The organism is Streptomyces ambofaciens ATCC 23877, assembly GCF_001267885.1.
GTDB classification, from domain to species: Bacteria; Actinomycetota; Actinomycetes; order Streptomycetales; family Streptomycetaceae; genus Streptomyces; species Streptomyces ambofaciens.
In genome coordinates this window covers 5,163,060-5,184,316 of the sequence record NZ_CP012382.1, presented here as the reverse complement: position 1 = coordinate 5,184,316, position 21,257 = coordinate 5,163,060, and the positions used below count along the sequence as shown (strand labels likewise).

At 72.0% G+C, this 21,257-nt stretch carries 16 protein-coding genes; 4 read left to right on the top strand and 12 right to left on the bottom strand.

The window, feature by feature from the left end; translation table 11 throughout:
* Positions 1–44 precede the first annotated feature (44 nt).
* From SAM23877_RS23210 to SAM23877_RS23200, 3 genes are all read right to left on the bottom strand, one after another.
* Positions 45–1,091: an ABC transporter permease gene (locus SAM23877_RS23210; protein WP_053136587.1), complete on the bottom strand. Its 1,047-nt coding sequence runs from the start codon at positions 1,089–1,091 to the stop codon at positions 45–47.
* Positions 1,092–1,791: 700 nt separating this feature from the next.
* Entirely contained in the window at positions 1,792–3,699 is a 1,908-nt protein-coding gene (gene typA / locus SAM23877_RS23205) for a translational GTPase TypA (protein ID WP_053136584.1), read from the bottom strand.
* A 156-nt stretch (positions 3,700–3,855) separates the two neighbouring features.
* Positions 3,856–6,183, bottom strand: a complete 2,328-nt coding sequence (locus tag SAM23877_RS23200; RefSeq protein ID WP_053136581.1) for an ABC transporter family substrate-binding protein — start codon at positions 6,181–6,183, stop codon at positions 3,856–3,858.
* 335 nt (positions 6,184–6,518) lie between these two features.
* Between SAM23877_RS23200 and SAM23877_RS23195 the strand changes: the two genes are divergently transcribed.
* From SAM23877_RS23195 to SAM23877_RS23180, 4 genes are read left to right on the top strand one after another with little or no spacing between them, the layout of a single operon-like run.
* Positions 6,519–6,809, top strand: a complete 291-nt coding sequence (locus SAM23877_RS23195) for a hypothetical protein (protein WP_053136578.1) — start codon at positions 6,519–6,521, stop codon at positions 6,807–6,809.
* A gap of 28 nt (positions 6,810–6,837) precedes the next feature.
* A complete protein-coding gene (locus SAM23877_RS23190) occupies positions 6,838–7,674 on the top strand; it encodes a hypothetical protein (protein ID WP_053136575.1) in 837 nt (278 codons plus the stop codon).
* Positions 7,674–9,611: a fumarate reductase/succinate dehydrogenase flavoprotein subunit gene (locus SAM23877_RS23185; protein ID WP_053136571.1), complete on the top strand. Its 1,938-nt coding sequence runs from the start codon at positions 7,674–7,676 to the stop codon at positions 9,609–9,611. The genes SAM23877_RS23190 and SAM23877_RS23185 overlap by 1 nt, the downstream gene beginning before the upstream one ends.
* Complete coding sequence (locus tag SAM23877_RS23180) at positions 9,608–10,375, top strand: succinate dehydrogenase/fumarate reductase iron-sulfur subunit (protein WP_053136568.1); 768 nt, start codon at positions 9,608–9,610, stop codon at positions 10,373–10,375. Before SAM23877_RS23185 ends, SAM23877_RS23180 begins: the two co-directional genes overlap by 4 nt.
* Here SAM23877_RS23180 and SAM23877_RS23175 read toward each other — a convergent pair.
* The 9 genes from SAM23877_RS23175 to SAM23877_RS23135 form a co-directional block, all read right to left on the bottom strand.
* On the bottom strand, positions 10,372–11,535 hold the full coding sequence (locus tag SAM23877_RS23175) for a glycoside hydrolase family 18 protein (RefSeq protein WP_425314765.1): 1,164 nt from the start codon (positions 11,533–11,535) through the stop codon (positions 10,372–10,374). The two genes, SAM23877_RS23180 and SAM23877_RS23175, sit on opposite strands and share 4 nt — an antisense overlap.
* A 203-nt stretch (positions 11,536–11,738) precedes the next feature.
* Complete coding sequence (locus SAM23877_RS23170; RefSeq protein ID WP_053136562.1) at positions 11,739–14,318, bottom strand: SpoIIE family protein phosphatase; 2,580 nt, start codon at positions 14,316–14,318, stop codon at positions 11,739–11,741.
* 225 nt (positions 14,319–14,543) lie between these two features.
* Entirely contained in the window at positions 14,544–14,969 is a 426-nt protein-coding gene (locus SAM23877_RS23165) for an ATP-binding protein (RefSeq protein WP_053142784.1), read from the bottom strand.
* A gap of 140 nt (positions 14,970–15,109) precedes the next feature.
* Positions 15,110–15,541: a (deoxy)nucleoside triphosphate pyrophosphohydrolase gene (locus tag SAM23877_RS23160; protein ID WP_053136559.1), complete on the bottom strand. Its 432-nt coding sequence runs from the start codon at positions 15,539–15,541 to the stop codon at positions 15,110–15,112.
* Positions 15,542–15,590: 49 nt separating this feature from the next.
* Positions 15,591–15,782, bottom strand: coding sequence for an SPOR domain-containing protein (locus SAM23877_RS23155; protein ID WP_053136556.1), 192 nt, complete (start codon positions 15,780–15,782; stop codon positions 15,591–15,593).
* A gap of 372 nt (positions 15,783–16,154) precedes the next feature.
* Complete coding sequence (locus tag SAM23877_RS23150) at positions 16,155–16,907, bottom strand: GntR family transcriptional regulator (RefSeq protein WP_053136553.1); 753 nt, start codon at positions 16,905–16,907, stop codon at positions 16,155–16,157.
* Between the two features lie 147 nt (positions 16,908–17,054).
* Positions 17,055–18,239 carry a DUF4190 domain-containing protein gene (locus SAM23877_RS23145; RefSeq protein ID WP_053136550.1) on the bottom strand — a complete coding sequence of 395 codons (1,185 nt, stop codon included), beginning with the start codon at positions 18,237–18,239 and terminating at the stop codon, positions 17,055–17,057.
* A 358-nt stretch (positions 18,240–18,597) separates the two neighbouring features.
* Positions 18,598–20,193, bottom strand: coding sequence for a S8 family peptidase (locus SAM23877_RS23140; RefSeq protein ID WP_053136547.1), 1,596 nt, complete (start codon positions 20,191–20,193; stop codon positions 18,598–18,600).
* 226 nt (positions 20,194–20,419) lie between these two features.
* Entirely contained in the window at positions 20,420–21,250 is an 831-nt protein-coding gene (locus SAM23877_RS23135) for an oxidoreductase (RefSeq protein WP_053136544.1), read from the bottom strand.
* Positions 21,251–21,257 lie beyond the last annotated feature (7 nt).

The following is a 21,257-nucleotide window of genomic DNA, read 5'->3' as shown; positions in this document are numbered from 1 at the left end:
ACGGCCTGCGCAGGGGCGGCAGTCCCCCCACCAATGGACCCCTCTTACCGTCCTGACTTGGGGTCGAGGGCGTCCCGAACGGAATCGCCGAGGAGGTTGAAACACAGGACGAAGATCACCAGCGCCACGCCCGGGAAGAACATGAACGCCGGGTCCTGTTCGGCGACCTTGGCACCGGTGGCGAACATCCGTCCCCAGTCGGGCGTCGGCTCGACGAAGCCGACGCCGGCGAAGGACAGGAACGCGATGCTGAGAATGGTGCTGGGGAGCAGGTACGTGAACTGGATCAGGATCGGGGAGACCACGTTGGGCAGGATCTCCTTGCTGATGATCCGCCAGGGCGAGGCGCCGGCGACCTTCGCCGCCTCGACGAACTCCCGCTCCCGCAGGGACAGCACGGTCGACCGCACCAGACGGGACATGCCCATCCAGCCCAGCAGCCACAGCACGATCAGGATGGCCAGCGCCCGGAAGTACGTGGGCGTCTCGTCCCGCGGGTCCACGAAGAACGAGGTCACCACCGGCATGAAGGCGATGAAGAAGAGCTGTTGCGGGAAGGAGAGGAAGAAGTCGGTGAACCGGCCGAGGAAGTAGTCGGTCCGGCCGCCGAAGTAGCCGCCGACCAGGCCGATGAGGACACCGGTCAGCATGAGCAGCGTCGTCACGCCCAGCGCCATGAACAGCGAGGTGCGCATGCCGTACAGGAGCATGGTGAAGACGTCGCGGCCGAACTGCGGCTCGACGCCGAACCAGTGGTCCCCGGACACGCCGCCGAAGTAGCCGAGCGGCAGCCCGAAGTCGTCCAGGACGGGGTTGTCGGTCATGTACTCGGGGTCCTGGCCGTACAGGGTGTACGGGTTCTTTCCGTACAGCTTGGCGATCACCGGTGCCAGCGCGGCGATCAGGAAGTAGCCGATCACGACCCAGGCGCAGATGACACCGGTCCGGTCGCGCTTGAAGCGCAGCCACATCAACTGCCCGGGAGAGCGGCCTTCGAGGCGCTCGGCCTCGGCCTTCTTCTCCGTCGGCTCCGGTGCGCCGCCGACGGCGGCCGGCGTTCCGCCGCCCTCGATGTCGATTGGACTTGTCACAGTTCGCCCATTTCACAGGTGTGGGTGTGCCGGACCGACGACCGGCGCGGGATGTGCGCGATCGCGGAACGGATCATGAAGAAGCGTCGGGGGATCCCGGGGAACGAGGGAAACCCGCAGCCGGACGCGCGTAGCCGGAAGCCCGGACGTCAGCGGCCGGCCCGCTTCTCAGAGTCGATCGCCGTCCGACGGGGCGAAGTTGGGGGCGACGGACCAAGTGACCCACCTGGTGTGCGTGACACCGCGCATGGGGCTCCTCCTCATGACTCCACGTGTTCACCGACAGGAGGGGGCACACGTCTGTCTTCCGACACCCCTGACGGAAGTTCAGACACCCCCTGGTGCTCGTGAGTCGAGTGCTGTCCCCACAGCACGTGACCCATTGACCCGAGCGCTACGCGGCTAACTATCTGCCATGAGCAGAAGGACCGACCACCGTCTTTAAATCTCAATTCAGTCACAGCTGACAGGTAGATCTTCCAAAATCTGGACAAACTGTTCGGGACGAGAAGGCCGCGAAACGGACGTGTTACATGGCTATCGGGCGTCGATCTCCGTGTTTCGGACACCGGAGAGCGCTCAGAGGGCCTCCGGGAAGCGTCCCGGCCCCGGAAAACCGCTTGAAAAAAGCCCGGGCACCCCCGTGATGGGGGTGCCCGGGCTTTCCGCGGTGCCGAACGTGCGCCCGGCGGCGGGTGGATCAGCCGTGCTTGGCGCGGCTCGCGGCGCGGGCGCGCTCGCGGGCGTCCAGGTTCACCTTGCGGATGCGAACGGCCTCCGGGGTCACCTCGACGCACTCGTCGTCGCGGCAGAACTCCAGCGACTGCTCCAGCGAGAGCTTGCGCGGCGGGACGATCGCCTCGAACGAGTCGGCCGAGGACGACCGCATGTTCGTGAGCTTCTTCTCCTTGGTGATGTTGACGTCCATGTCGTCGGAGCGGGAGTTCTCGCCGACGATCATGCCCTCGTACACCTCGGTGCCGGGCTCCGTGAAGAGCACGCCGCGCTCCTGGAGGTTCGTCATCGCGAACGCGGTGACGGCACCGGAGCGGTCGGCGACCAGCGAGCCGTTGTTACGGGTCGTGAGGGTGCCGAACCAGGGCTCGTGGCCCTCGTGGATGGAGTGGGCGATACCGGTGCCGCGGGTCTGGGTCAGGAACTCGGTACGGAAACCGATCAGACCGCGGGACGGCACGACGAACTCCATGCGGACCCAGCCCGAGCCGTGGTTGGACATGTTGTCCATCCGGCCCTTGCGCACGCCCATGAGCTGCGTGACCGCGCCCATGTGCTCCTCGGGCACGTCGATCGTCATGCGCTCGACCGGCTCGTGGACCTTGCCGTCGATCTCGCGGGTGACGACCTGCGGCTTGCCGATGGTCAGCTCGAAGCCCTCGCGGCGCATCTGCTCGACCAGGATGGCCAGCGCCAGCTCACCGCGGCCCTGCACCTCCCAGGCGTCGGGGCGCTCGGTGTCCAGGACGCGGAGCGAGACGTTGCCGATGAGCTCGCGGTCGAGGCGGTCCTTGACCTGGCGGGCGGTGACCTTGCGGTCCTTGACGACCGCCTTGTTGTCCGCGCCCTTGCCGGTGGCGCCGCGGCCGACCAGCGGCGAGGTGTTGGTGCCGATGGTCATGGAGATCGCGGGCTCGTCCACCGTGATCAGCGGCAGCGGGACCGGGTTCTCCTGGTCGGCCAGCGTCTCGCCGATCATGATGTCCGGGATACCGGCGACCGCGCAGATGTCACCGGGGCCGGCCTTCTCGGCGGGCTTGCGGGTGAGCGCCTCGGTCATCATCAGCTCGGAGATGCGCACGTTGCTGACGGTCCCGTCGCGCTTCATCCAGGCGACCGTCTGGCCCTTCTTCAGCTCGCCCTGGTGGACGCGCAGCAGGGCGATACGGCCGAGGAAGTTGTCGGCGTCCAGGTTGGTCACGTGCGCCTGGAGCGGGGCGTCCTCGTCGTAGGTCGGGGCGGGGATGTAGTCCAGGATCGTCGAGAAGAACGGCTCCAGGCTGGTGGAGTCCGACGGGACCGTGCCGTCCTCGGGCTTGGTGAGGGAGGCGACGCCGTCCCGGCCGCAGGCGTAGACGATCGGGAACTCGATCTGCTCCTCGTCGGCGTCCAGGTCGAGGAAGAGGTCGTAGGTCTCGTTGACGACCTCGTCGATCCGGGAGTCCGGACGGTCCGTCTTGTTGATGCACAGGATGATCGGCAGCCGCTGCTGGAGCGCCTTGCGCAGCACGAAGCGGGTCTGCGGCAGCGGGCCCTCGGAGGCGTCCACGAGCAGGACGACGCCGTCGACCATCGACAGACCGCGCTCGACCTCGCCACCGAAGTCGGCGTGGCCGGGGGTGTCGATGATGTTGATGGTGATGACGTCGCCGCCATCCTTCGGGTGGTACTTCACCGCCGTGTTCTTGGCCAGGATCGTGATGCCCTTCTCACGCTCCAGGTCGTTCGAGTCCATCATGCGGTCGTCGACGGAGTCGAGCTGGTGCGCGGCGAAGGCACCGGCCTGCTTGAGCATTCCGTCGACGATGGTGGTCTTGCCGTGGTCGACGTGGGCGACGATGGCGACGTTGCGGATGTCGTGGCGCGTGGCCATATTGAGGCGTACTCCCGGAGATGTGAGGACGGCCCTTGCGTACGTCCGTGTCACGCGGGCCTGCCGGGCGGTACATGCCACGGCCTCACCCCATGGTACGGGGCCCCGAGGGCTGCGGCTTGCCGGGGCGGGGGCGCACCGGCCCGGGGCGCCAGGTCACGACGACGGGCTCACCGAGGCCTCGGCGCCACCGGTCCCCTTCTTCAGGAAACCCATGTCCTCGTGGACGGGGGTCTCGAAGCCGAAGGCGCCCGCGTTGGCGAGGTTCTTGCGGGCCGCCACCAGCTGGGGGCGCTGGTACAGGGGGATGGAGCCGGCCGCCGCCCAGATCCGGGAGTCGGCCTTGCGGAGCAGGCCGCGGGCCTCCTTCTCGTCCAGCGTGGCCATGGCCTGGTCGAAGAGCTGGTCGACCTGGTCGGTGCCGACCCGGGTGTAGTTCTGCGCGACGTTCAGCGAACCGTCGGCGGCCGGGACGGGCTTGGCGTAGACGGGGCGGGCGTCGGTGGCGGGATAGGCCGAGGCAGGCCAGGAGTAGAGCGCCAGGTCGTACTCGCCGGAGGCGACGTGGTCCTTGAAGTAGTTCTCGTCCGGGACCTTGGTGATCTCGACGCCGATGCCGATCTTCTCCAGCATGTCCGAGATGCGGTCGGCGACGGTGCGCAGCGCCTCGGAACCGGGGCCGGAGGGCAGCACGAAGCGCAGGGTGAGCGCCTTGCCGTCCTTGGCGAGCGGCGCCACCGCGGAGCCGGCCGGGGCGGCGGTGCCCTTGGGCGCGTAGGCGCCGGGGGCGCCTCCCTGGGCGGTGTTCTTGCCGCTGCTGTGCTTCTCGCCGCTCTCCTGGTCGTTCCCGCCGTCGTCGGTACCGCCGTCGCCGTTCCCGCCGTCGCCGTTCCCGCCGTCGCCGTTCCCGCCGTCGCCGTTCCTGCCGTCCTCGCCGACGATGTAGGTCCCGTCGTCGCCGCCGTCGGACGTCTCGCCGCCCCCGCCGCCGCCCTTCTTGCCGCCGTCGCCGTCGCCGTCACCACCGGTCCCGGACTTCTCGGCGCCGGCCGCCTTCTCGCCGGCCTCGCTCTCCTTCACCGGCCCGCCGGGCTCCCATCCGGCGTCCGCGAGGAGCGCCCGGGCCTCCTTGGCGTTCTGCTCGCCGAGGGCGCCGCTGCCGTCGGCGTAGGCGGCCTGGCCGGACAGGGCGAGGTGGCTGCCGACCGGCTCGGCGGGCAGGCCCAGCGGCTTCAGCACCGCCTTGGCGAGCGCACCGCGGTCCAGGGCGCGGGCGACGGCCCGGCGGACGCGTTCGTCGGCGAGGGGGCCGTCGGCGCCGTTGAGGGCGAGCTGCGTGTAGGCGGGCTCCAGCGACTTGCGGATCTCGAAGCCGCTCAGGGCCTGCCGCCGGCGCTCCCGCTTCGCCTGGGCCGTGCGCCGTTTCTCGCGGGCGAGGACCTCCTCCTCGGCGGCCTCCTCGTCGGAGCCGTTGGCGACCGCCCACGAGCGCAGGGCGGCCGCGGCGGACCTGCCCTGCGGCCCCGCGTGCGGCGACGCGTCCGAGCCCGCGGCCGGCGTGCCGTCCGGGCCCATGAGGGGGGTGCCGGTGGCGGCGTCCCCGGGGGCGGCGGCCAGGCCGACCTGGTCGGCGGTGTCCGGGTCGACCTCGGCCAGGTCGAGCTTCCCGGCGACCAGCTCGGAGACCCGCTCGTCGCGCGGTACGGCGCGCAGCACGATCTCGTCCAGCTTGGCCGGCTCCCCCCACCAGCGCGGATTGCCGGTGAGGACGACCTCGTCGGCCTGGGTGTCGACCTTCTTGAGGGCGAAGGGGCCCGCGGTGACCTTGAGCTTGCGACGCGCGCCGTCGTTGAAGGCGTCCGGGGTGCCCATGACGTCCTTCGGGTACAGCGGCGTGAACAGCGACTTCCAGTCGGCGTAGGGCCTGCTGAAGGTGACCTTGACCTCCAGGTCGCCGGCGCCGCGCTCAATCTTCTCGATGCGGTCGTAGCCGGCGTTGCGGGCGGTCCAGTAGGCGCTGTCCTTGCCGGACAGCGCGCGCCACTGGGCGACGAAGTCGGCGGCGCCGATCTCCCTGCCGTCGCTCCACACGGCCTGCTGGTTGAGCTTGTACACGACGACCTGCTTGGGCTCGGTCCCGACGACCTTCGCCGACTCCAGGTACTCGGGGTTGCGCACCGGGCGGCCGGTCTCGTCCATCCGGTACATCGAGGGCAGCACGGCCTGCGCGACGCGGGCCGTGGTGGCGTCGGCGTCCGACTGGAAGGTGTTGAGGGTGTCCGGCACGGAGTCCACGGCCCAGCGCAGGGTGCCGCCGTCGGCGATCCGGGCGCGGGCCGCGGAGGCGACGTCCTGTTCGGCGAGCGGCTTGCCCGACGGGTCCTCGGAGCTGCAGCCGGCCAGCGCGGGGACCGCGAGCACGCTCGCGGTGAGGAAGGCGACCGAGCGCGTGACCGCGCGCGGACCGACGCCGACGTGAGACATCTCTGCTACCTCCGGAAGGCCGCGGGCGCGGTGATCGCCCAGACGGCATATGCGTTACAGGCGCGATATGCGGTATTTGGAGTTGATCATTTGTATCCGGACGGGGATGCGGCCACTGAAGAGGAAACGGTTCGGCGACGCCGGGAGACACGGCGGCGACGGTGCGCAAGCCCACCCGTGCGGCGCAACGCCACCCCCGACGCACCGACGCGCCCCGGCCAATCCCGGCACGTCCCTTCCCATCGGCCGGTGTGACGCGCGACACTCTCAGGCGCGTGAACGTCACCACCCAGGGCCGGCCCGTGCCGAGTGTCGGGCGGAAGCGAGGTCACGTCATGTCCGTGCACGACGACCTGTCATCCATACAGCGCAGCCTCGACGACCTGTCCCGTTCGGTGACCCGGCTGGAACAGCTGCTGGGCGCCGGCGGCCTCGAGGTCCGCCGCGTCCGTACCGACGCCGACCACCTGCGCGAGAGCGTCGCCCTGCTGCGCGCGGCGGCGGCCGCACCCGACGCGCCGAGGCGACCGGACCTCGTCCCGATCCCCGACACGCCGTACGACGGTTCGCTGTGGACGGACTCGGACGACGAGGGCCTCGGCGCCCGCGACCGCCGCGCCCCCTGAACCCGACCCGACCGACCGGAGTCGCCCCGTGGCCACTGGTACGGAACCCCCCGACACCGACCCGCATCCCCGGGGCGGTGGCGTCCACACCCCGACGCGCGCCGCCATCCGCGCCCCGCACCTGCGCACCGACCGCTGGTGGCTGGCGCCGGCCGCCACCGCCGCCGGACTGCTGGCCTTCGTCGTCTACTCGACCTGGCGGGCCTTCGCGGGCACGGACTACTACGCGGCCCCGTACGTCTCGCCCTTCTACTCCCCCTGCCTGGCGGAGAACTGCGAGCCGATGCGCTCCGGGCCCAACTGGGAGATCTTCGGCAGCTGGTGGGGCCTCTCCCCCGCGATCCTCATCCTGGTCTTCCCGCTCGGCTTCCGCCTGACCTGCTACTACTACCGCAAGGCCTACTACCGGGGCTTCTGGGCGTCCCCGCCGGCCTGCGCGGTGGCCGAGCCGCACAAGAAGTACACCGGCGAGACCCGCTTCCCGCTGATCCTGCAGAACGTCCACCGGTACTTCTTCTACGCGGCGCTCGCGGTCGCGGGCATCCTCACCTACGACACGGTGCTCGCCTTCCGCGACGAGCACTACGCGTGGGGCCACATGGGCGTGGGCACCCTGGTGTTCCTCGTCAACATCGTGCTGATCTGGGCCTACACCCTCTCCTGCCACTCCTGCCGGCACATCGTCGGCGGAAAGCTCAAGCACTTCTCCCGGCACCCCGTGCGCTACCGCGCCTGGCGGCTGGTCGGGCGGCTCAACGCCCGCCACATGCTGCTGGCCTGGGCGTCGCTGGTGAGCGTGGCGCTCGCCGACTTCTACGTGTATCTCGTCGCGTCCGGTGCCTTCGACGATCCGAGGTTGTTCTGATGTCCGTGGTCGACCGGCAGGAGTGGGACGTCGTCGTGGTGGGGGCGGGCGGCGCGGGACTGCGCGCCGCCATCGAGGCCCGCGAACGGGGCGCCCGTACGGCCGTGATCTGCAAGTCCCTGTTCGGCAAGGCGCACACGGTGATGGCCGAGGGCGGCATCGCCGCGGCGATGGGCAACGCCAACGCCGGGGACAACTGGCAGGTGCACTTCCGCGACACCCTGCGCGGCGGCAAGTTCCTCAACCAGTGGCGGATGGCCGAACTGCACGCCCAGGAGGCCCCGCAGCGGGTGTGGGAGCTGGAGACCTGGGGCGCCCTGTTCGACCGCACGCGGGACGGCCGGATCTCGCAGCGCAACTTCGGCGGCCACGAGTACCCGCGCCTCGCCCACGTCGGCGACCGTACCGGCCTGGAGCTGATCCGCACCCTCCAGCAGAAGATCGTCTCGCTCCAGCAGGAGGACCACCGCGAGACCGGCGACTACGAGTCCCGCCTCAAGGTCTTCCAGGAGTGCACGGTCACCCGCGTCCTCAAGGACGGCGGCCAGGTCTCCGGTGTCTTCGGCTACGCGCGGGAGACCGGCCGCTTCTTCGTGCTGGAGGCGCCCTCGGTGGTGCTCGCCACGGGCGGCATCGGCAAGTCCTTCAAGGTGACGTCGAACTCGTGGGAGTACACCGGGGACGGTCACGCCCTGGCGCTGCTGGCCGGGGCGCCCCTGCTGAACATGGAGTTCGTGCAGTTCCACCCGACGGGCATGGTCTGGCCGCCGTCCGTCAAGGGCATCCTCGTCACCGAGTCGGTGCGCGGCGACGGCGGGGTGCTGAGGAACTCGGACGGCAAGCGGTTCATGTTCGACTACGTCCCCGACGTCTTCAAGGACAAGTACGCCGTGACGGAGGAGGAGGCCGACCGCTGGTACGACGACCCGGACCACCACCGGCGCCCGCCCGAACTCCTCCCCCGCGACGAGGTCGCGCGGGCCATCAACGCCGAGGTGAAGGAGGGCCGGGGCTCCCCGCACGGAGGTGTCTTCCTCGACGTCTCGACCCGGATGCCGGCCGAGGTGATCCGGCGCCGGCTGCCCTCCATGTACCACCAGTTCAAGGAGCTCGCCGACGTCGACATCACCGCCGAGGCGATGGAGGTCGGCCCCACCTGCCACTACGTGATGGGCGGCATCGCCGTCGACTCCGACACGGCCGCCGCGCGCGGGGTGCCGGGGCTGTTCGCGGCCGGTGAGGTGGCCGGCGGCATGCACGGCTCCAACCGGCTCGGCGGCAACTCCCTCTCCGACCTGCTGGTGTTCGGGCGCCGGGCGGGCTGGCACGCGGCCGAGTACGCGGCGGGGCGGGAGGAGGGGGCGCGGCCCCGGGTGGACGACGGGCAGGTCGACGCAGCGGCCGCGGAGGCGCTGCGGCCGTTCTCCGCCGAGACGGGTGAGCCGGGCGACGGCCCGCCGGAGAACCCGTACACCCTCCACCAGGAGCTCCAGCAGACGATGAACGACCTGGTCGGCATCATCCGCCGCGAGCCGGAGATGAAACAGGCCCTGGAGAAGCTCGCCGAGCTGCGGGTGCGGGCCCGCCGGGCCGGCGTGGAGGGGCACCGGCAGTTCAATCCCGGCTGGCACCTCGCCCTGGACCTGCGCAACATGCTGCTGGTCAGCGAGTGCGTGGCGCGGGCCGCGCTGGAACGCACCGAGTCGCGCGGCGGGCACACCCGGGAGGACCACCCCGCGATGGACGCCAGGTGGCGCCCGGTCAACCTGCTGTGCGCGCCGGCCGACCCGACGGGCGGTCTGGCGGCGACGGACCCGGAGCGCGGCCAGATCAGTCTGGAACGGCAGACCACCGAACCGATCCGGCCCGACCTGCTCGCCCTCTTCGAGAAGGAGGAGCTGGTGAAGTACCTCGCCGAGGAGGAGCTGTCCGAATGAGCGGCTACGAGGCCCGCTTCAAGGTGTGGCGCGGTGACGTCGAGGGCGGCGGACTGGAGGACTTCCGGGTCGAGGTGAACGACGGCGAGGTGGTCCTCGACATCATCCACCGCCTCCAGGCCACCCAGGCCCCCGACCTCGCCGTGCGCTGGAACTGCAAGGCGGGCAAGTGCGGTTCCTGCTCGGCGGAGATCAACGGGCGTCCGCGGCTGCTCTGCATGACCCGCATGTCCGTCTTCACCCGCGAGGAGACGATCACCGTCACGCCCCTGCGCGCCTTCCCCGTCGTCCGCGACCTGGTCACGGACGTCGGCTTCAACTACACCAAGGCCCGCGAGGTCCCGTCCTTCGTCCCGCCCGCGGACCTCGGGCCGGGCGAGTACCGGATGATGCAGGAGGACGTGGACCGCTCGCAGGAGTTCCGCAAGTGCATCGAGTGCTTCCTGTGCCAGGACACCTGCCATGTCGTCCGCGACCACGAGGAGAACAAGCCGGCCTTCGCGGGCCCGCGCTTCCTCATGCGCGTCGCCGAGCTGGACATGCACCCGCTGGACGCCGCCGACGACACCGGCCTGGACCGCGGGCGGACGGCCCAGGACGAGCACGGCCTCGGTTACTGCAACATCACCAAGTGCTGCACGGAGGTCTGCCCCGAGGGCATCAGGATCACGGACAACGCGCTGATCCCGTTGAAGGAGCGGGCCGTGGACCGCAAGTACGACCCGCTCGTCTGGCTGGGGGCGAAGATCAGGCGCCGGACCTAGCGGACCCACCCCTCGCGGTACTCCTGCCAGTTCGTCTCCGTCGCGGCGAAGTCGATGTACGGGGCGACGCCGAAGAGCTCGCGGTCGGCGTCCGTCCGGGACAGGCCGAGGCGGGCGCCCCGGACGGCGGCGGCGACCGTCTCCGCGTGACCCCAGTGGTCGAAGTTGCTCTCGTGGTAGAAGGGCAGGCCGATCAGCAGGTGGGTCGTGGGCGGGGTGACCTCCAGGGCCAGCGAGGTCTGCTGGGCGACGTAGCCGCCGTAGGTGCCCTCCAGCGGCTGGGCGGTGTCGTAGCTCATCACGGCGATCTGGTCGACGCGGCGGGCGACCTGGCCGAAGAACTCCTGCGACCACCACTTGGGGTGCTCGGTGAAGACGCCGAAGACGGTGTGCAGGGCGGGGAGCGGATCGATCTGGTGGGCGGCGACGGAGAGCCGCGCGTCCCGGGCCCGGGTGACGGCGCGGACGTCGTCCAGGAGGGAGAGGTAGTCCCGGTCCCCCGAGTGCAGTGGCTCCAGGTCGAGGTGGACCCCGTCGTACCCGGCGTCCAGGACCTGGCGGGCGGAGCCGACGACGGCGGCGCGGGTGGCGGCCTCGGCCAGGCGCATGCCGTCGGGTCCCTCGGTGGCGAGGACGTCACCGAGGAAGGCCTGGACGCGGACGCCGGGCAGCTCCCGGTGCACGGCGTCGATCAGCCAGGCGGCCCTCGGGTAGCGCGCCTCGGGCAGGGTGCCGTCGTGCTCCATCGGTCCGGTGTGGACGTACAGGTCCCGGATGCCGGTGCTCTTCAGGCGGCGGGCGAGCGCGGCGAGGTCCGCGTCGTCCTTGCGGCCGTCGACCCAGGCGTGGCCGAGCCACATCGCGTCGCGGTTCCTGGTGTAGGTGCCGTCGGCGGGATCGCCCAGGTAGTTGACGCGCAGGGCCGCCTCCGCGGTGAGGAGCGGCAGGATCAGGACCACGAGCACGGCGAGGACGGTCCGGCGCGTGCGGCGGAGCCGTCTCGCCCTTCTCGTGCGGGTGGCCTCGCCGCCCGCGTCCTCCGGTTCGGCGGTGCTCTGCCCGGTACTCGTCTCCGTGTGGTCCACGGGCTTCCCCTCCCTGTCGCCCGCCCCCGGTCGCGACGGCCCGTTCGTCCTCGTACGCTCCGAAGGTGACGCCATTCGTCAGGTGCGACCGGTCGTGGCTGGTGTTGCCAGCGTGGACGACTCGAACCGATGTTCCGGTTGCGGTGGGGGGCGTACCGCGGTGATCTCCGCCGACCTCGTGCCGCCCCTGGTCACGGCCGGGGCGGCCCTGCTCCTGGCCGGCTGCGGACGCGTGCGCCGTACCCGGCGGGCCCGGACGCGTACGACACCCGGCCGGGTCAGAACAGGCTCAGCAAGGCCTCCGCCGGATCGGTCAGCCGGGTGTCCCCGCCCGGCAGGGGCAGTTCGAACCACACCGTCTTGCCGCGCGGCGTACGGCGGGAGCCCCAGGCCGCGCTGAGCAGACCGACCAGTTGCAGGCCCCGGCCGCCCTCGTCGGTGTCGCGGGCACGGCGCCTGCGGGGCTGGACCAGACCGGAGTCCCAGACCTCGCAGACCAGGGTGCGGTCGAGGAGCAGGCGGAGTCTGATCTCGCCCTCCCCGTACCTCAGGGCGTTGGTGACCAGCTCGCTGACGAGCAGTTCCGTCGTGTCGACCAGGGGCTCCAGGTCCCAGGCGAGCAGCTGGGCCCGGGCGTACTCACGGGCCCGGCCGACGCTGCGCGGCTCGCGCGGCAGGGTCCAGTCGCCGACGGACTCGCTGGGCAGGCCCTGGACGCGGGCCATGAGCAGGGCGATGTCGTCCTCGCCGTGGTGGCTGCCGAGGGTGTTGAGGACCTGGTCGCAGACGTCCTCCAGCGGGAGCGTGGGGTCGGTGAGGGCCCCCACGAAGGCCTGGAGGCCCTCGTCGAGGGGGTGGTCGCGGCTTTCGACCAGGCCGTCCGTGTAGAGCGCGAGCAGGGCGCCCTCGGGCAGTTCCACCTCCACCTCCTCGAAGGGCTCCCCGCCGACGCCGAGCGGCAGGCCCGGCGGCACGTCGAGCATCAGCGCGGACTCGCCGGGCTCGACCAGGACGGGCGGCAGGTGGCCCGCGTTGGCGAAGGTGCAGCGCCGGGTCACCGAGTCGTAGACGGCGTAGACGCAGGTCGCCAGGTACACCTCGGAGAGGTCGGCCTCGCGGGGGCGGCGGGCGGCCCGGGTCGCCTGCTGGACGCCGCCCGGGGCGCCGAGGCCGCGCGCGATCTCGTCGAGCTGGGAGAGCACCTCGGCCGGTTCGAGGTCGAGCTGGGCCAGGGTACGGACGGCGGTGCGGAGTTCACCCATCGCGACGGCGGCGCGCAGTCCCCGGCCCATGACGTCGCCGACGACCAACGCGGTGCGGTGCCCGGGGAGTTCGATGACGTCGAACCAGTCGCCGCCCACCTCGCTGGGCCGGCCGGTCGCGGCGTTGCCGGGCAGGTAGCGGCAGGCGATGTCGAGGCCGGACGCCTCCGGGTCGCCGGGCGGGAGCAGGGAGCGTTGCAGTATCAGCGCGCGCTCGTGCTCGCGCCGGTAGAGGCGGGCGTTGTCGATGCAGACGGCGGCGCGCGCGGCCAGTTCCACGGCCAGGTCGCGGTCGCGGTCCCCGAAGGGCTCGCTGCCCTTGGTCCGGGCGAACTGCGCCAGCCCCACCACGGTGTCGTGGGCGACCATCGGCACGGCCAGCGTGGACTGCACGAGGCTGCCGTCCTCGGCGGGGACGATGCGCGGGCGGGCCGTGCGCAGCGCGTCCGCGCAGGGCGAGGTGAAGGGGTAGTGGTGGACGGCGCCGAGCCTGACCCGTTCGCCGGCGCCCTGGAACGGGGCGTCGGAGACGGCGCTGGAGAAGGCCACGCGGCGCAGCTCCCCGCCGCCGTCGGCGAGGCCGGGCGGGGTCTCGTCACCGGCCAGCAGGCCCTGGTAGAGGTCGACGGTGGCCAGGTCGCAGAAGCCGGGGACGACGACGTCGAGCAGTTCGCGGGCGGTGGTCTCCAGGTCGAGGGAGTTGCCGATGCGGGCGCCCGCCTCGTTGAGGAGGGCGAGGTTGCGCCGGGCCGCGGCGGCCTCGCGGGCGGCCTCGCGCCGGGCGGTGATGTCGGTTCCCAGCCAGGCGACGCCGATGGGCCGGCCGGAACCGCTGTGCACGCGGTACAGGTTGACGGACCAGTGCCGCCGTTCGTCGGACCCCGGCGAGAAGCCGGTGACGTGCATGTCGGTGATGGAGTCGCCCGTCTCCAGCACCCGGCGCAGCGTCGCCGAGACCCGCTCGGCCTCGGCGCGCGGCAGGTAGTCGTGGACGCCCTTGCCCCGGTGCTCGTCGGGCGTTCCGCCGAAGACGGAGGCGAACCGCTGGTTGGCACGGCGCACCCGTAGGTCGGGGTCGATCAGCAGGAAGCCGAACGGAGACTGGCCGAATATGGCCTGCGAGGCGGCGAGGTCGGTCTCGATGCTGCGCAGGACGCGGACGTCGACGACGATGCAGACGGCCGCCTTCTCACCGTCCTCGGTCCGCGTCGGCATGACGTACACCTCGGCGAGGCCGCGCCGGCCCCGTCGCTCGCCCTCGGTACCGGTGTCCGGCGCCCGGAAGGGGACCACGCCGGTCCACTCCCGCCCGTCGAGGATCTCGGCCATCTTGCGCTGGCCCCGCTCCCGCAGGTCGGGGTCGATGAAGGCCTCGATGGGGTCGGTGCCCACGGCGTGCTCGGCCGGGATGCCGAGCAGTTGCTCCGCGCGCAGGCTCCACTGGTCGACGAGCCCGTCGGGGCCGATGGAGAAGGAGGCGACCTTGATGTAGTCGTAGATGGAGCCGGGCGGGCTGCTCTGCCACACCGCGTCACCGAACGGCGCACCGTCCGACGGGCCCTCGGACTCCGTGGCCCTCGCTGGTATCTCGCTCACGCGAACCGTCCCCTCCAGCTCACCGCGTCCGGCACCGGTCACCGGGGGCGGCTGCCCGCAGTATCCAGCACTACGGCGCCGCACGACACGGTGTTCACGATCACAGCACGGTCCCGATGCTTTTCGGTCCGGACCGTGACAACACTTCCAGTCTTCTAACCAGCGGACACGACATCGAATCACGCAGTTCGACAACTGCCGTCGGCCCGTCCGGGAAACGCCGCGTCACCCGGTTCCCCGCTCCTCGGGAACCGCGAGTTCGAACCACACCGTCTTGCCCACCTCGCCGGGCCGGGTTCCCCAGCGCCGGGCGGAGGAGGCCACCAGTTGCAGGCCCCGGCCGTCCTCGTCCCCGGGGTGGGCGACGCGCTTGCGGGGCAGGTCCGGAAGCGGGTCGGAGACCTCCACCAGCAGGACGCCGACCGATCCGGCGGGACGGTGCTCCAGGCGGACGCCGATGGGTCCGGTGGCGTGCCGGAGCGCGTTGGTGACCAGCTCGCTGACCAGCAGGGCGGCGATGTCGCCCGCGCTGTCCAGACCCCAGCCGTGCAGCGTGCGGCGGACGAGGGCGCGAGCGGTCCGTACGGCGTCCGGTGCCGCGGGGAAGACCCATTCGGCACATCCGCCGTCGCTGTCCCTCACGCCGATCACTTCCTCGGCCGGCACCCGCCTCCGCACCCATGTCCGATTTCACGGGGTTAATGGGCACATACCCGGTATTCGGGCCCCGGTACCGCTCAGGAGGGCGCGCTGTGGCACCGCCGGCGCGGGAGGCGCTCGACCGGGCCCGTTCACGCACCCCGCGCGTCGGTGGCCGCCAGCCCCAGGTGCGCGAGCGCCCGCTCGACGGCCGGTACGTCCTGGTCGAGCCAGGGCACGTCCCAGACCTCGGCGGGGGTGAGCCAGCGGAGGTCGTCGTGGTCCTCCAGGGGCTCCGGGGCGGCGGAACCGGGAAGCAGCCGCGCCGTCCACACCTGCAGGACGAGAGGGGGACGGAGGGGCCACTGGCCCGGAACCCGCTCACCGGGCTCGGCCGTCACGCCCAGTTCCTCACGCAGTTCGCGCACGAGGGCCGCCTCCGGCGTCTCGCCCGCCTCCACCTTTCCACCGGGCAGCTCCCACCGTCCGGCCAGCTCGGCCGGCGCGCTGCGGCGTGCGGCCAGCAGACGTCCGTCGTCGACGAGGGCGGCGCCCACCACGATCCGTTCCGTGCGTTCCGTCATACGCCGGAGCCTACGGCGCGTCCCGCGGGCGGCCTGTGCCCCGGCGCGGTCAGTCGGCCGCGCCCGCGCCGTTCACGCCGAGCTTCTCGACCCAGTAGAGCTGTTCGTGTCCGCGGTCGTCGAGGGTGTCCGCGATCTTCTGGGCCTCGGCCCGGGTCGCGTACCGGCCCACCCGGTAGCGGTTGCCGTTGCCGTCCTGCCGGAAGACCAGCCAGGGAAGAGTGACCGTGCCGTCGTTCATCGCGTCCCTCCACTTCCCGTCCACGGCACGCACCGCGCCCCGCCCGCCAACGAAACCCCGTTCCGCATATGCCCGACCCTACGCCTAACCTTCACGCAGCGAATACGGCTTTGCACAAAGAGGTACGCAACCAGCCAGAACGCAGGGGGCGCACGATACGGAACGCGCCGCCCCGCGCCTGCCGGCCCCCGTCGGAGGCATACCGAAGAGGGCAGGGGCGACCTGCGGGAACGACCGGATCCCGGCGCCACGCACGGGCGACGCGGGGGCTCGGGGATCGGCGCGGACCAGGAGAAGGGGCGCGGGAGGCGCACGGGAGGCGTGCGCCATCTCACACTCCCGGCACGCGCGCGAACTCCCCCGGCGGCGCCGCTACTTGACGGGCAGGTGGTACGCCACCCGGTACCGGTCGGCCGGGACGACCACGTCGGCCGTCTCCACCGCGCGGCCGGAGGCGTAGAACGTGCGCTGGACGACGAGGACGACGTGCCCCGGGACGCCGCCCAGGGCGAGCAGCTCCTCCGCGAGGCCGGGGCGGGCGCCGACCTCCTCGGTGACGTTGTCCACGACGACGTCGATGGCGGCCATCCGCTCGACGACGCCCATACCGCCCAGCGGCCCCTCCTCGGGCAGCATCACCGGCGTCCGGCCGGTGAGGTCCAGCGGCTCCCAGGAGGTGGAGAGCATCATGGCCTCGCCCGCCTCCCGGAAGACGTACCGCGTGCACATCACCCGGTCGCCGGGCTTGATCCCGAGCCGCTCGGCGACGGCGCCGCTCGCCTCGGCCTGCTCGCTGCGCGACTCCCACGTACCGCGCGCCTCTCCGTCGGCCTGCTCCTGCCGGAAGGGGGTGGCACCGCCGGCCGGGCGGAACCCGGAGCGGGCGACGCGCCGCGGCACCGGCACCTCGCGCACGTACGTCCCGGAACCGGAACGCCCCTCGACCAGGCCTTCGGCCATCAGCACCTTGCGCGCCTCCAGGGCGACGGTGTCCGAGACGCCGTACTCCTCGCGGATCCGGGCCTGGGAGGGGAGGCGGGTGTGGGGCGGCAGCAGGCCGTCGGCGATCTTCTTGCGGAGATCACCCGCGACACGCAGATACGCCGGCTGCTCACCGAATGTCACTGGCCGCTCCCATCAGGTTGTACAGACAGCAACAGCGTGGCAACCGTGGGTTCGCCCAGGCAAGCAAAGGCCAGAGAATCACTCGATGTGATGACTTGTGTGTGCGGAGGGCTTCACGCAGGCACTTTCTCCCCGCTATGGCGGCCGTCACACCTCCTTTCCGGGGCTCTCTCCCCCGCCGCCGCCCTCCTCCTCGTAGACGGGCGGCGTGGCGTCCAGGGCCAGAGCCTTGCGGGCGGTGACCGTGGTGTCGGACTCGATGAGCCCGTAGGCCTTGTCGAGGTGCTCGTAGTACGTGTCGGCGTCGGTGGCCTCGGACGCCAGGACCCATTCCTCCCGCGCCGCCTCCAGGTCGCGGACCAGGCCGGCGACCGGCTCCTCGGCACCGGCGGACCAGCCGTGCCCGCGGAGGGTCGAGGTCTCCTGGGTGAGGGCCTCCGCCACCCGTCCGGCCCAGAACCTGTATCCCGCCAGGTCGTCCTCGACGGCCTCCGCCGCGGGGATCCCGTCCATGGCCCGGTTGAGGAAGCCCTCGGCCACCAGGTAGGTGTGCTGGTCCGGGTCGAGGCCGGTTCCGTCGTTGCGCAGCGAACCGGTCAGCGTGCCCCGCTCGTCGGTGTTGCCGAACAGGCAGGTGATCTCCCGGTCGCCCGTGCGCCAGCTCTCGGCGGTCGGGGTCAGGTAGTAGACGTCGACGTCGGCGGGCAGGGCCCACCGGTCCATGGCGTAGGTGTCCTGGAGGGTGTAGCACCGCTCGTCGGCCGTGCGGGTGAGGTCCTCGTCACCGGGGAAGGCACCTCCCGGCAGGTCGAAGGAGGCGAACACCTCGCCGTCGTGCTCCTCCTGGCAGGGCACCCGCTCGACGTCGTACGTGACTCCCTGAAGGGAACCGCTGGGCGTGGTGAAGCACTGTCCCTCCTCGAGCGCGTAAGCGGTGCCCTCGCCCCGCGCGGCCTCCCGGAAGCCGTCCCAGAAGTCGCCCGCGGCGCCCGTGGTGAGCGACGCCGCCCACAGGGCCAGACCCACGCAGGACAGTACGGAACCGGCCACCGCGAAGCCCTTGCCCCGCTCGCCCCGCCTCCTGATCCGGCCCAGCGCGATCAGGCCCAGCACGAGCCCCACGCCGGGCACGAAGCACAGGACGCCGAGCACGAACGCGGCGACGGCGAGGCCGCTGACGGGCGGCTGCCGGGGGTACGCCATGTAGGGCTGCCCCCAGGCGCCGCCCGGGTACTGCGGCTGCGGGTGGGGTCCCTGGGGGTACTGCTGCGGCTGCGGGTACTGCCCCGGGGGCCAGGGCCCCTGGGGGCCGGGCGGCGGCGGTATGGACACGTGGGCCGTGCTCCTGTTTCGGGCGGTGACGCGAAGGCGCCGCGGGGCTGGCGTGCCGGGCCGCCCGCGAGGTGGCCGGCCGATCACTGAGCGCATGGTAAGCGCGCGGAGGACGGGGACGGCATGCGGGTCACGAGCGCGGCGGTCGGAGCGGTGAACGGGCTCACGGCACGCCGGGCCGCCTCCGTCGGGGGCACGGGTGCCCGCACCGCGCCGGCCGCGGACGACCGTCCGGGCCGCCGTCGACCGGCCCTTCGGCCCGCTCGCCGCGCACCGGCACACGCGCCTCGTCCTCGCGGCGGGCCGGGTCACCGACCCGGAGCCGTACCGCGAGGACGAGGGTGCTACTGAGGGGGCGTCAGAACTGCAGGGCCCAGGCGTCGATGCGCCCGGTGTCGAACGACGCGTTGTCGCTGACCCGCAGCTTCCACGTGCCGTTCGCGGTCTCGGAGGAGGCGTTCACGGTGTACGTGGTGTCGATGTTGTCGGCACTGCCGCCGGTGCCGTACGACTTCAGGGTGTACGCGGTGCCGTCCGGGGCGACCAGCTGGACCTGGAGGTCGCCGATGTAGCTGTGGACGATCTTCACCTCGACGGCCAGGGACGACGGCGCGTTGCCCGTGACTCCGGAGACGGTCACCGGGGACTCGACGGTGGCGTTGTCCCGGACGGTGTAGTCACCGGTGTTCTCGAAGCGGTCGCCGGTGGGCGGGGGCGTGGTGCCGCCGTCGCCGACGTACAGCAGCCGGTTGGGCGAACCGGTGCCGGGGTTGGTGACGACGCCGGTGGTGGCGGCGGACGTCAGTGCGGAGGCGACCTGGACGGGGGTGGCCGCGGGGTTGTCCGCCAGGTGGAGGGCGGCGGCCCCGGCGACGTGCGGGCTCGCCATGGACGTGCCGGATATGGTGTTGGTGGCCGAGTCGCCGCTGTTCCAGGCCGAGGTGATGGACGAGCCGGGCGCGAAGACGTCCAGCACCGCGCCGTAGTTGGAGTAGCTCGCGCGGGCGTCGCTCGACGTGGTGGCGCCGACCGTGATCGCCTCCGTCACCCGGGCCGGGGACTTGGTGGAGGCGTTGGTGGACTCGTTGCCGGCCGCGACGACGAAGGTGACGCCGGAGGCGACGGCGTTGCGGACGGCCGTGTCGAGGGCGCTGTCCGCGCCGCCGCCCAGGGACATGTTGGCGACGGCCGGCTTGACGGCGTTGCGGGCCACCCAGTCGATGCCGGCGACGACCTGGGCGGTGGTGCCGGAGCCGGAGTTGTCGAGCACCCGGACGCCGACGACCTTGGCCTTCTTGGCCACGCCGTACGCGGTGCCCGCGACGGTGCCGGCGACGTGGGTGCCGTGGCCGTGGCCGTCCTGGGCGGTGTTGTCGTTGTCGATGGCGTCGTAGCCGTTGGAGGCGCGGCCGCCGAAGTCGGAGTGGGTGATGCGCACGCCCGTGTCGATGACGTAGGCCGTCACGCCCTGCCCGGCGCTGTCCGGGTAGGTGTACGAGCCGTTCAGCGGGAGGTTGCGCTGGTCGATGCGGTCCAGGCCCCAGGAGGGCGGGCTGGGCTGGGTGCCCGTGATGTGGAAGGTGCGGTCCTGGACGACGGAGGCGACGGCCGGGTCGGCCGCGAGTCGCTTGGCCTCCGCCTCGGAGGCCTCGACCGCGTAGCCGTTGAGGGCCTTGGTGTAGGTGCGCTCGATGTCGGCGCCGTACTTCTTCGCCAGGGCGCGGCCCTCGGCGGAACCGGACCTGGCCTCGTCCGCCTTCAGGGTCACGATGTAGCTGCCGGCGACCGCGTTCGCCGCGTCCTGGTACTGGATGCGGCCCTCCGCGGCGGCCGGGGCGGCGCCCGCGGGGAGCGCGGTGACGAGGCTCGCGGCGAGGGCCGCGGTGGCCACGGCGCCGGCGGCGGCCAGTCTTCGCCGGGTGGTGCGGTGGGGGTGGTGACGCAGCACTGCCATGTGAGGGGTCCTCCTCAGTCGGTGGTGCGTGGTGGGGTTCGTGCACGCCGAGCAGGCCGCCCCCGGCGACCGATTGGTCATGGTCATGCCAATTGCGAGGCGGCTTTGGTGCGTCAGCCGAAAGATTGAGGCTTCCAGAGGAATTGCACAAGAGCCCCGCACGGATGTGCGGGGCCCCATGCCGTTTGAGCGGACCGCTTCCGGACTCCGCCTCCTGACCGGTCGGTCAGCTGTCGAAGGCGGTGGCCCGGGCGCGCTTCTCCCAGGCCTCGACGTCCTCGCGGACCTGGTCGAGGTGGCCGAGCACGGCGCCGACGCCGTCGTCGCCGAGCGGCAGGCGCAGCGGGGTGCGCTCGGCCGCCAGGGCGTCGAGGATCAGCGCCGCCGCCTTGGCGGGGTCGCCGGGCTGGCTCCCGTCGCCGCCGGAGACGAACCCGCGGGTCTCGCCGACCTTGGCGTACAGGCCGCTGTCGGCGCTGACGCCGGCGCTGCCGGCCGCGAACAGGCCGGTACGGAAGGCGCCCGGCTCGACGATCAGGACCTTGATGCCGAACTCGCGCACCTCGTCCGCGAGCCCCTCGGACATCCCCTCCAGCGCGAACTTCGTGCCGCTGTACGCCGAGAAGCCCGCCACGGACATCTGCCCGCCCATGCTGCTCATCTGCACGATCGCGCCCGAGCGACGCTCCCTCATGTGCGGCAGCACCGCCCGCGTCAGCGCGGCCGGCCCGAAGACGTGCACCTCGAAGAGGGCGCGCAGCTCTTCCTCGCTCGTCTCCTCGAAGGCACCGACGTGCGTGCGGCCCGCGTTGTTGACCAGGACGTCGATCCGTCCGTGCCGCGCCACCACGTCCCGTACGGCGTCCCCGGCGGCGGCCGTGTCGGCGACGTCCAGGCGCAGCGCCTCCATCTGGTCCGGGTGGGCGGCCACCAGGTCGTCGAGGCCGCCGGGCCGCCGGGCCGCGCCGACGACCACGTCGCCGTCGGCCAGGGCCGCCTCGGCGATCGCCCGCCCGAACCCGCTGCTCGCACCGGTGATCAGCCACACCTTGTTCATGCCGACT

Excerpts from the sequence above, each read along its gene's own strand:
- typA (WP_053136584.1), bottom strand. The coding sequence starts at position 3,699 with ATGGCCACGCGCCACGACATCCGCAACGTCGCCATCGTCGCCCACGTC.
- SAM23877_RS23200 (WP_053136581.1), bottom strand. The coding sequence starts at position 6,183 with ATGTCTCACGTCGGCGTCGGTCCGCGCGCGGTCACGCGCTCGGTCGCC.
- SAM23877_RS23195 (WP_053136578.1), top strand. The coding sequence starts at position 6,519 with ATGTCCGTGCACGACGACCTGTCATCCATACAGCGCAGCCTCGACGAC.
- SAM23877_RS23185 (WP_053136571.1), top strand. The coding sequence starts at position 7,674 with ATGTCCGTGGTCGACCGGCAGGAGTGGGACGTCGTCGTGGTGGGGGCG.
- SAM23877_RS23180 (WP_053136568.1), top strand. The coding sequence starts at position 9,608 with ATGAGCGGCTACGAGGCCCGCTTCAAGGTGTGGCGCGGTGACGTCGAG.
- SAM23877_RS23175 (WP_425314765.1), bottom strand. The coding sequence starts at position 11,535 with ATGGCGTCACCTTCGGAGCGTACGAGGACGAACGGGCCGTCGCGACCG.
- SAM23877_RS23160 (WP_053136559.1), bottom strand. The coding sequence starts at position 15,541 with ATGACGGAACGCACGGAACGGATCGTGGTGGGCGCCGCCCTCGTCGAC.
- SAM23877_RS23155 (WP_053136556.1), bottom strand. The coding sequence starts at position 15,782 with ATGAACGACGGCACGGTCACTCTTCCCTGGCTGGTCTTCCGGCAGGAC.
- SAM23877_RS23140 (WP_053136547.1), bottom strand. The coding sequence starts at position 20,193 with ATGGCAGTGCTGCGTCACCACCCCCACCGCACCACCCGGCGAAGACTG.
- SAM23877_RS23135 (WP_053136544.1), bottom strand. The coding sequence starts at position 21,250 with ATGAACAAGGTGTGGCTGATCACCGGTGCGAGCAGCGGGTTCGGGCGG.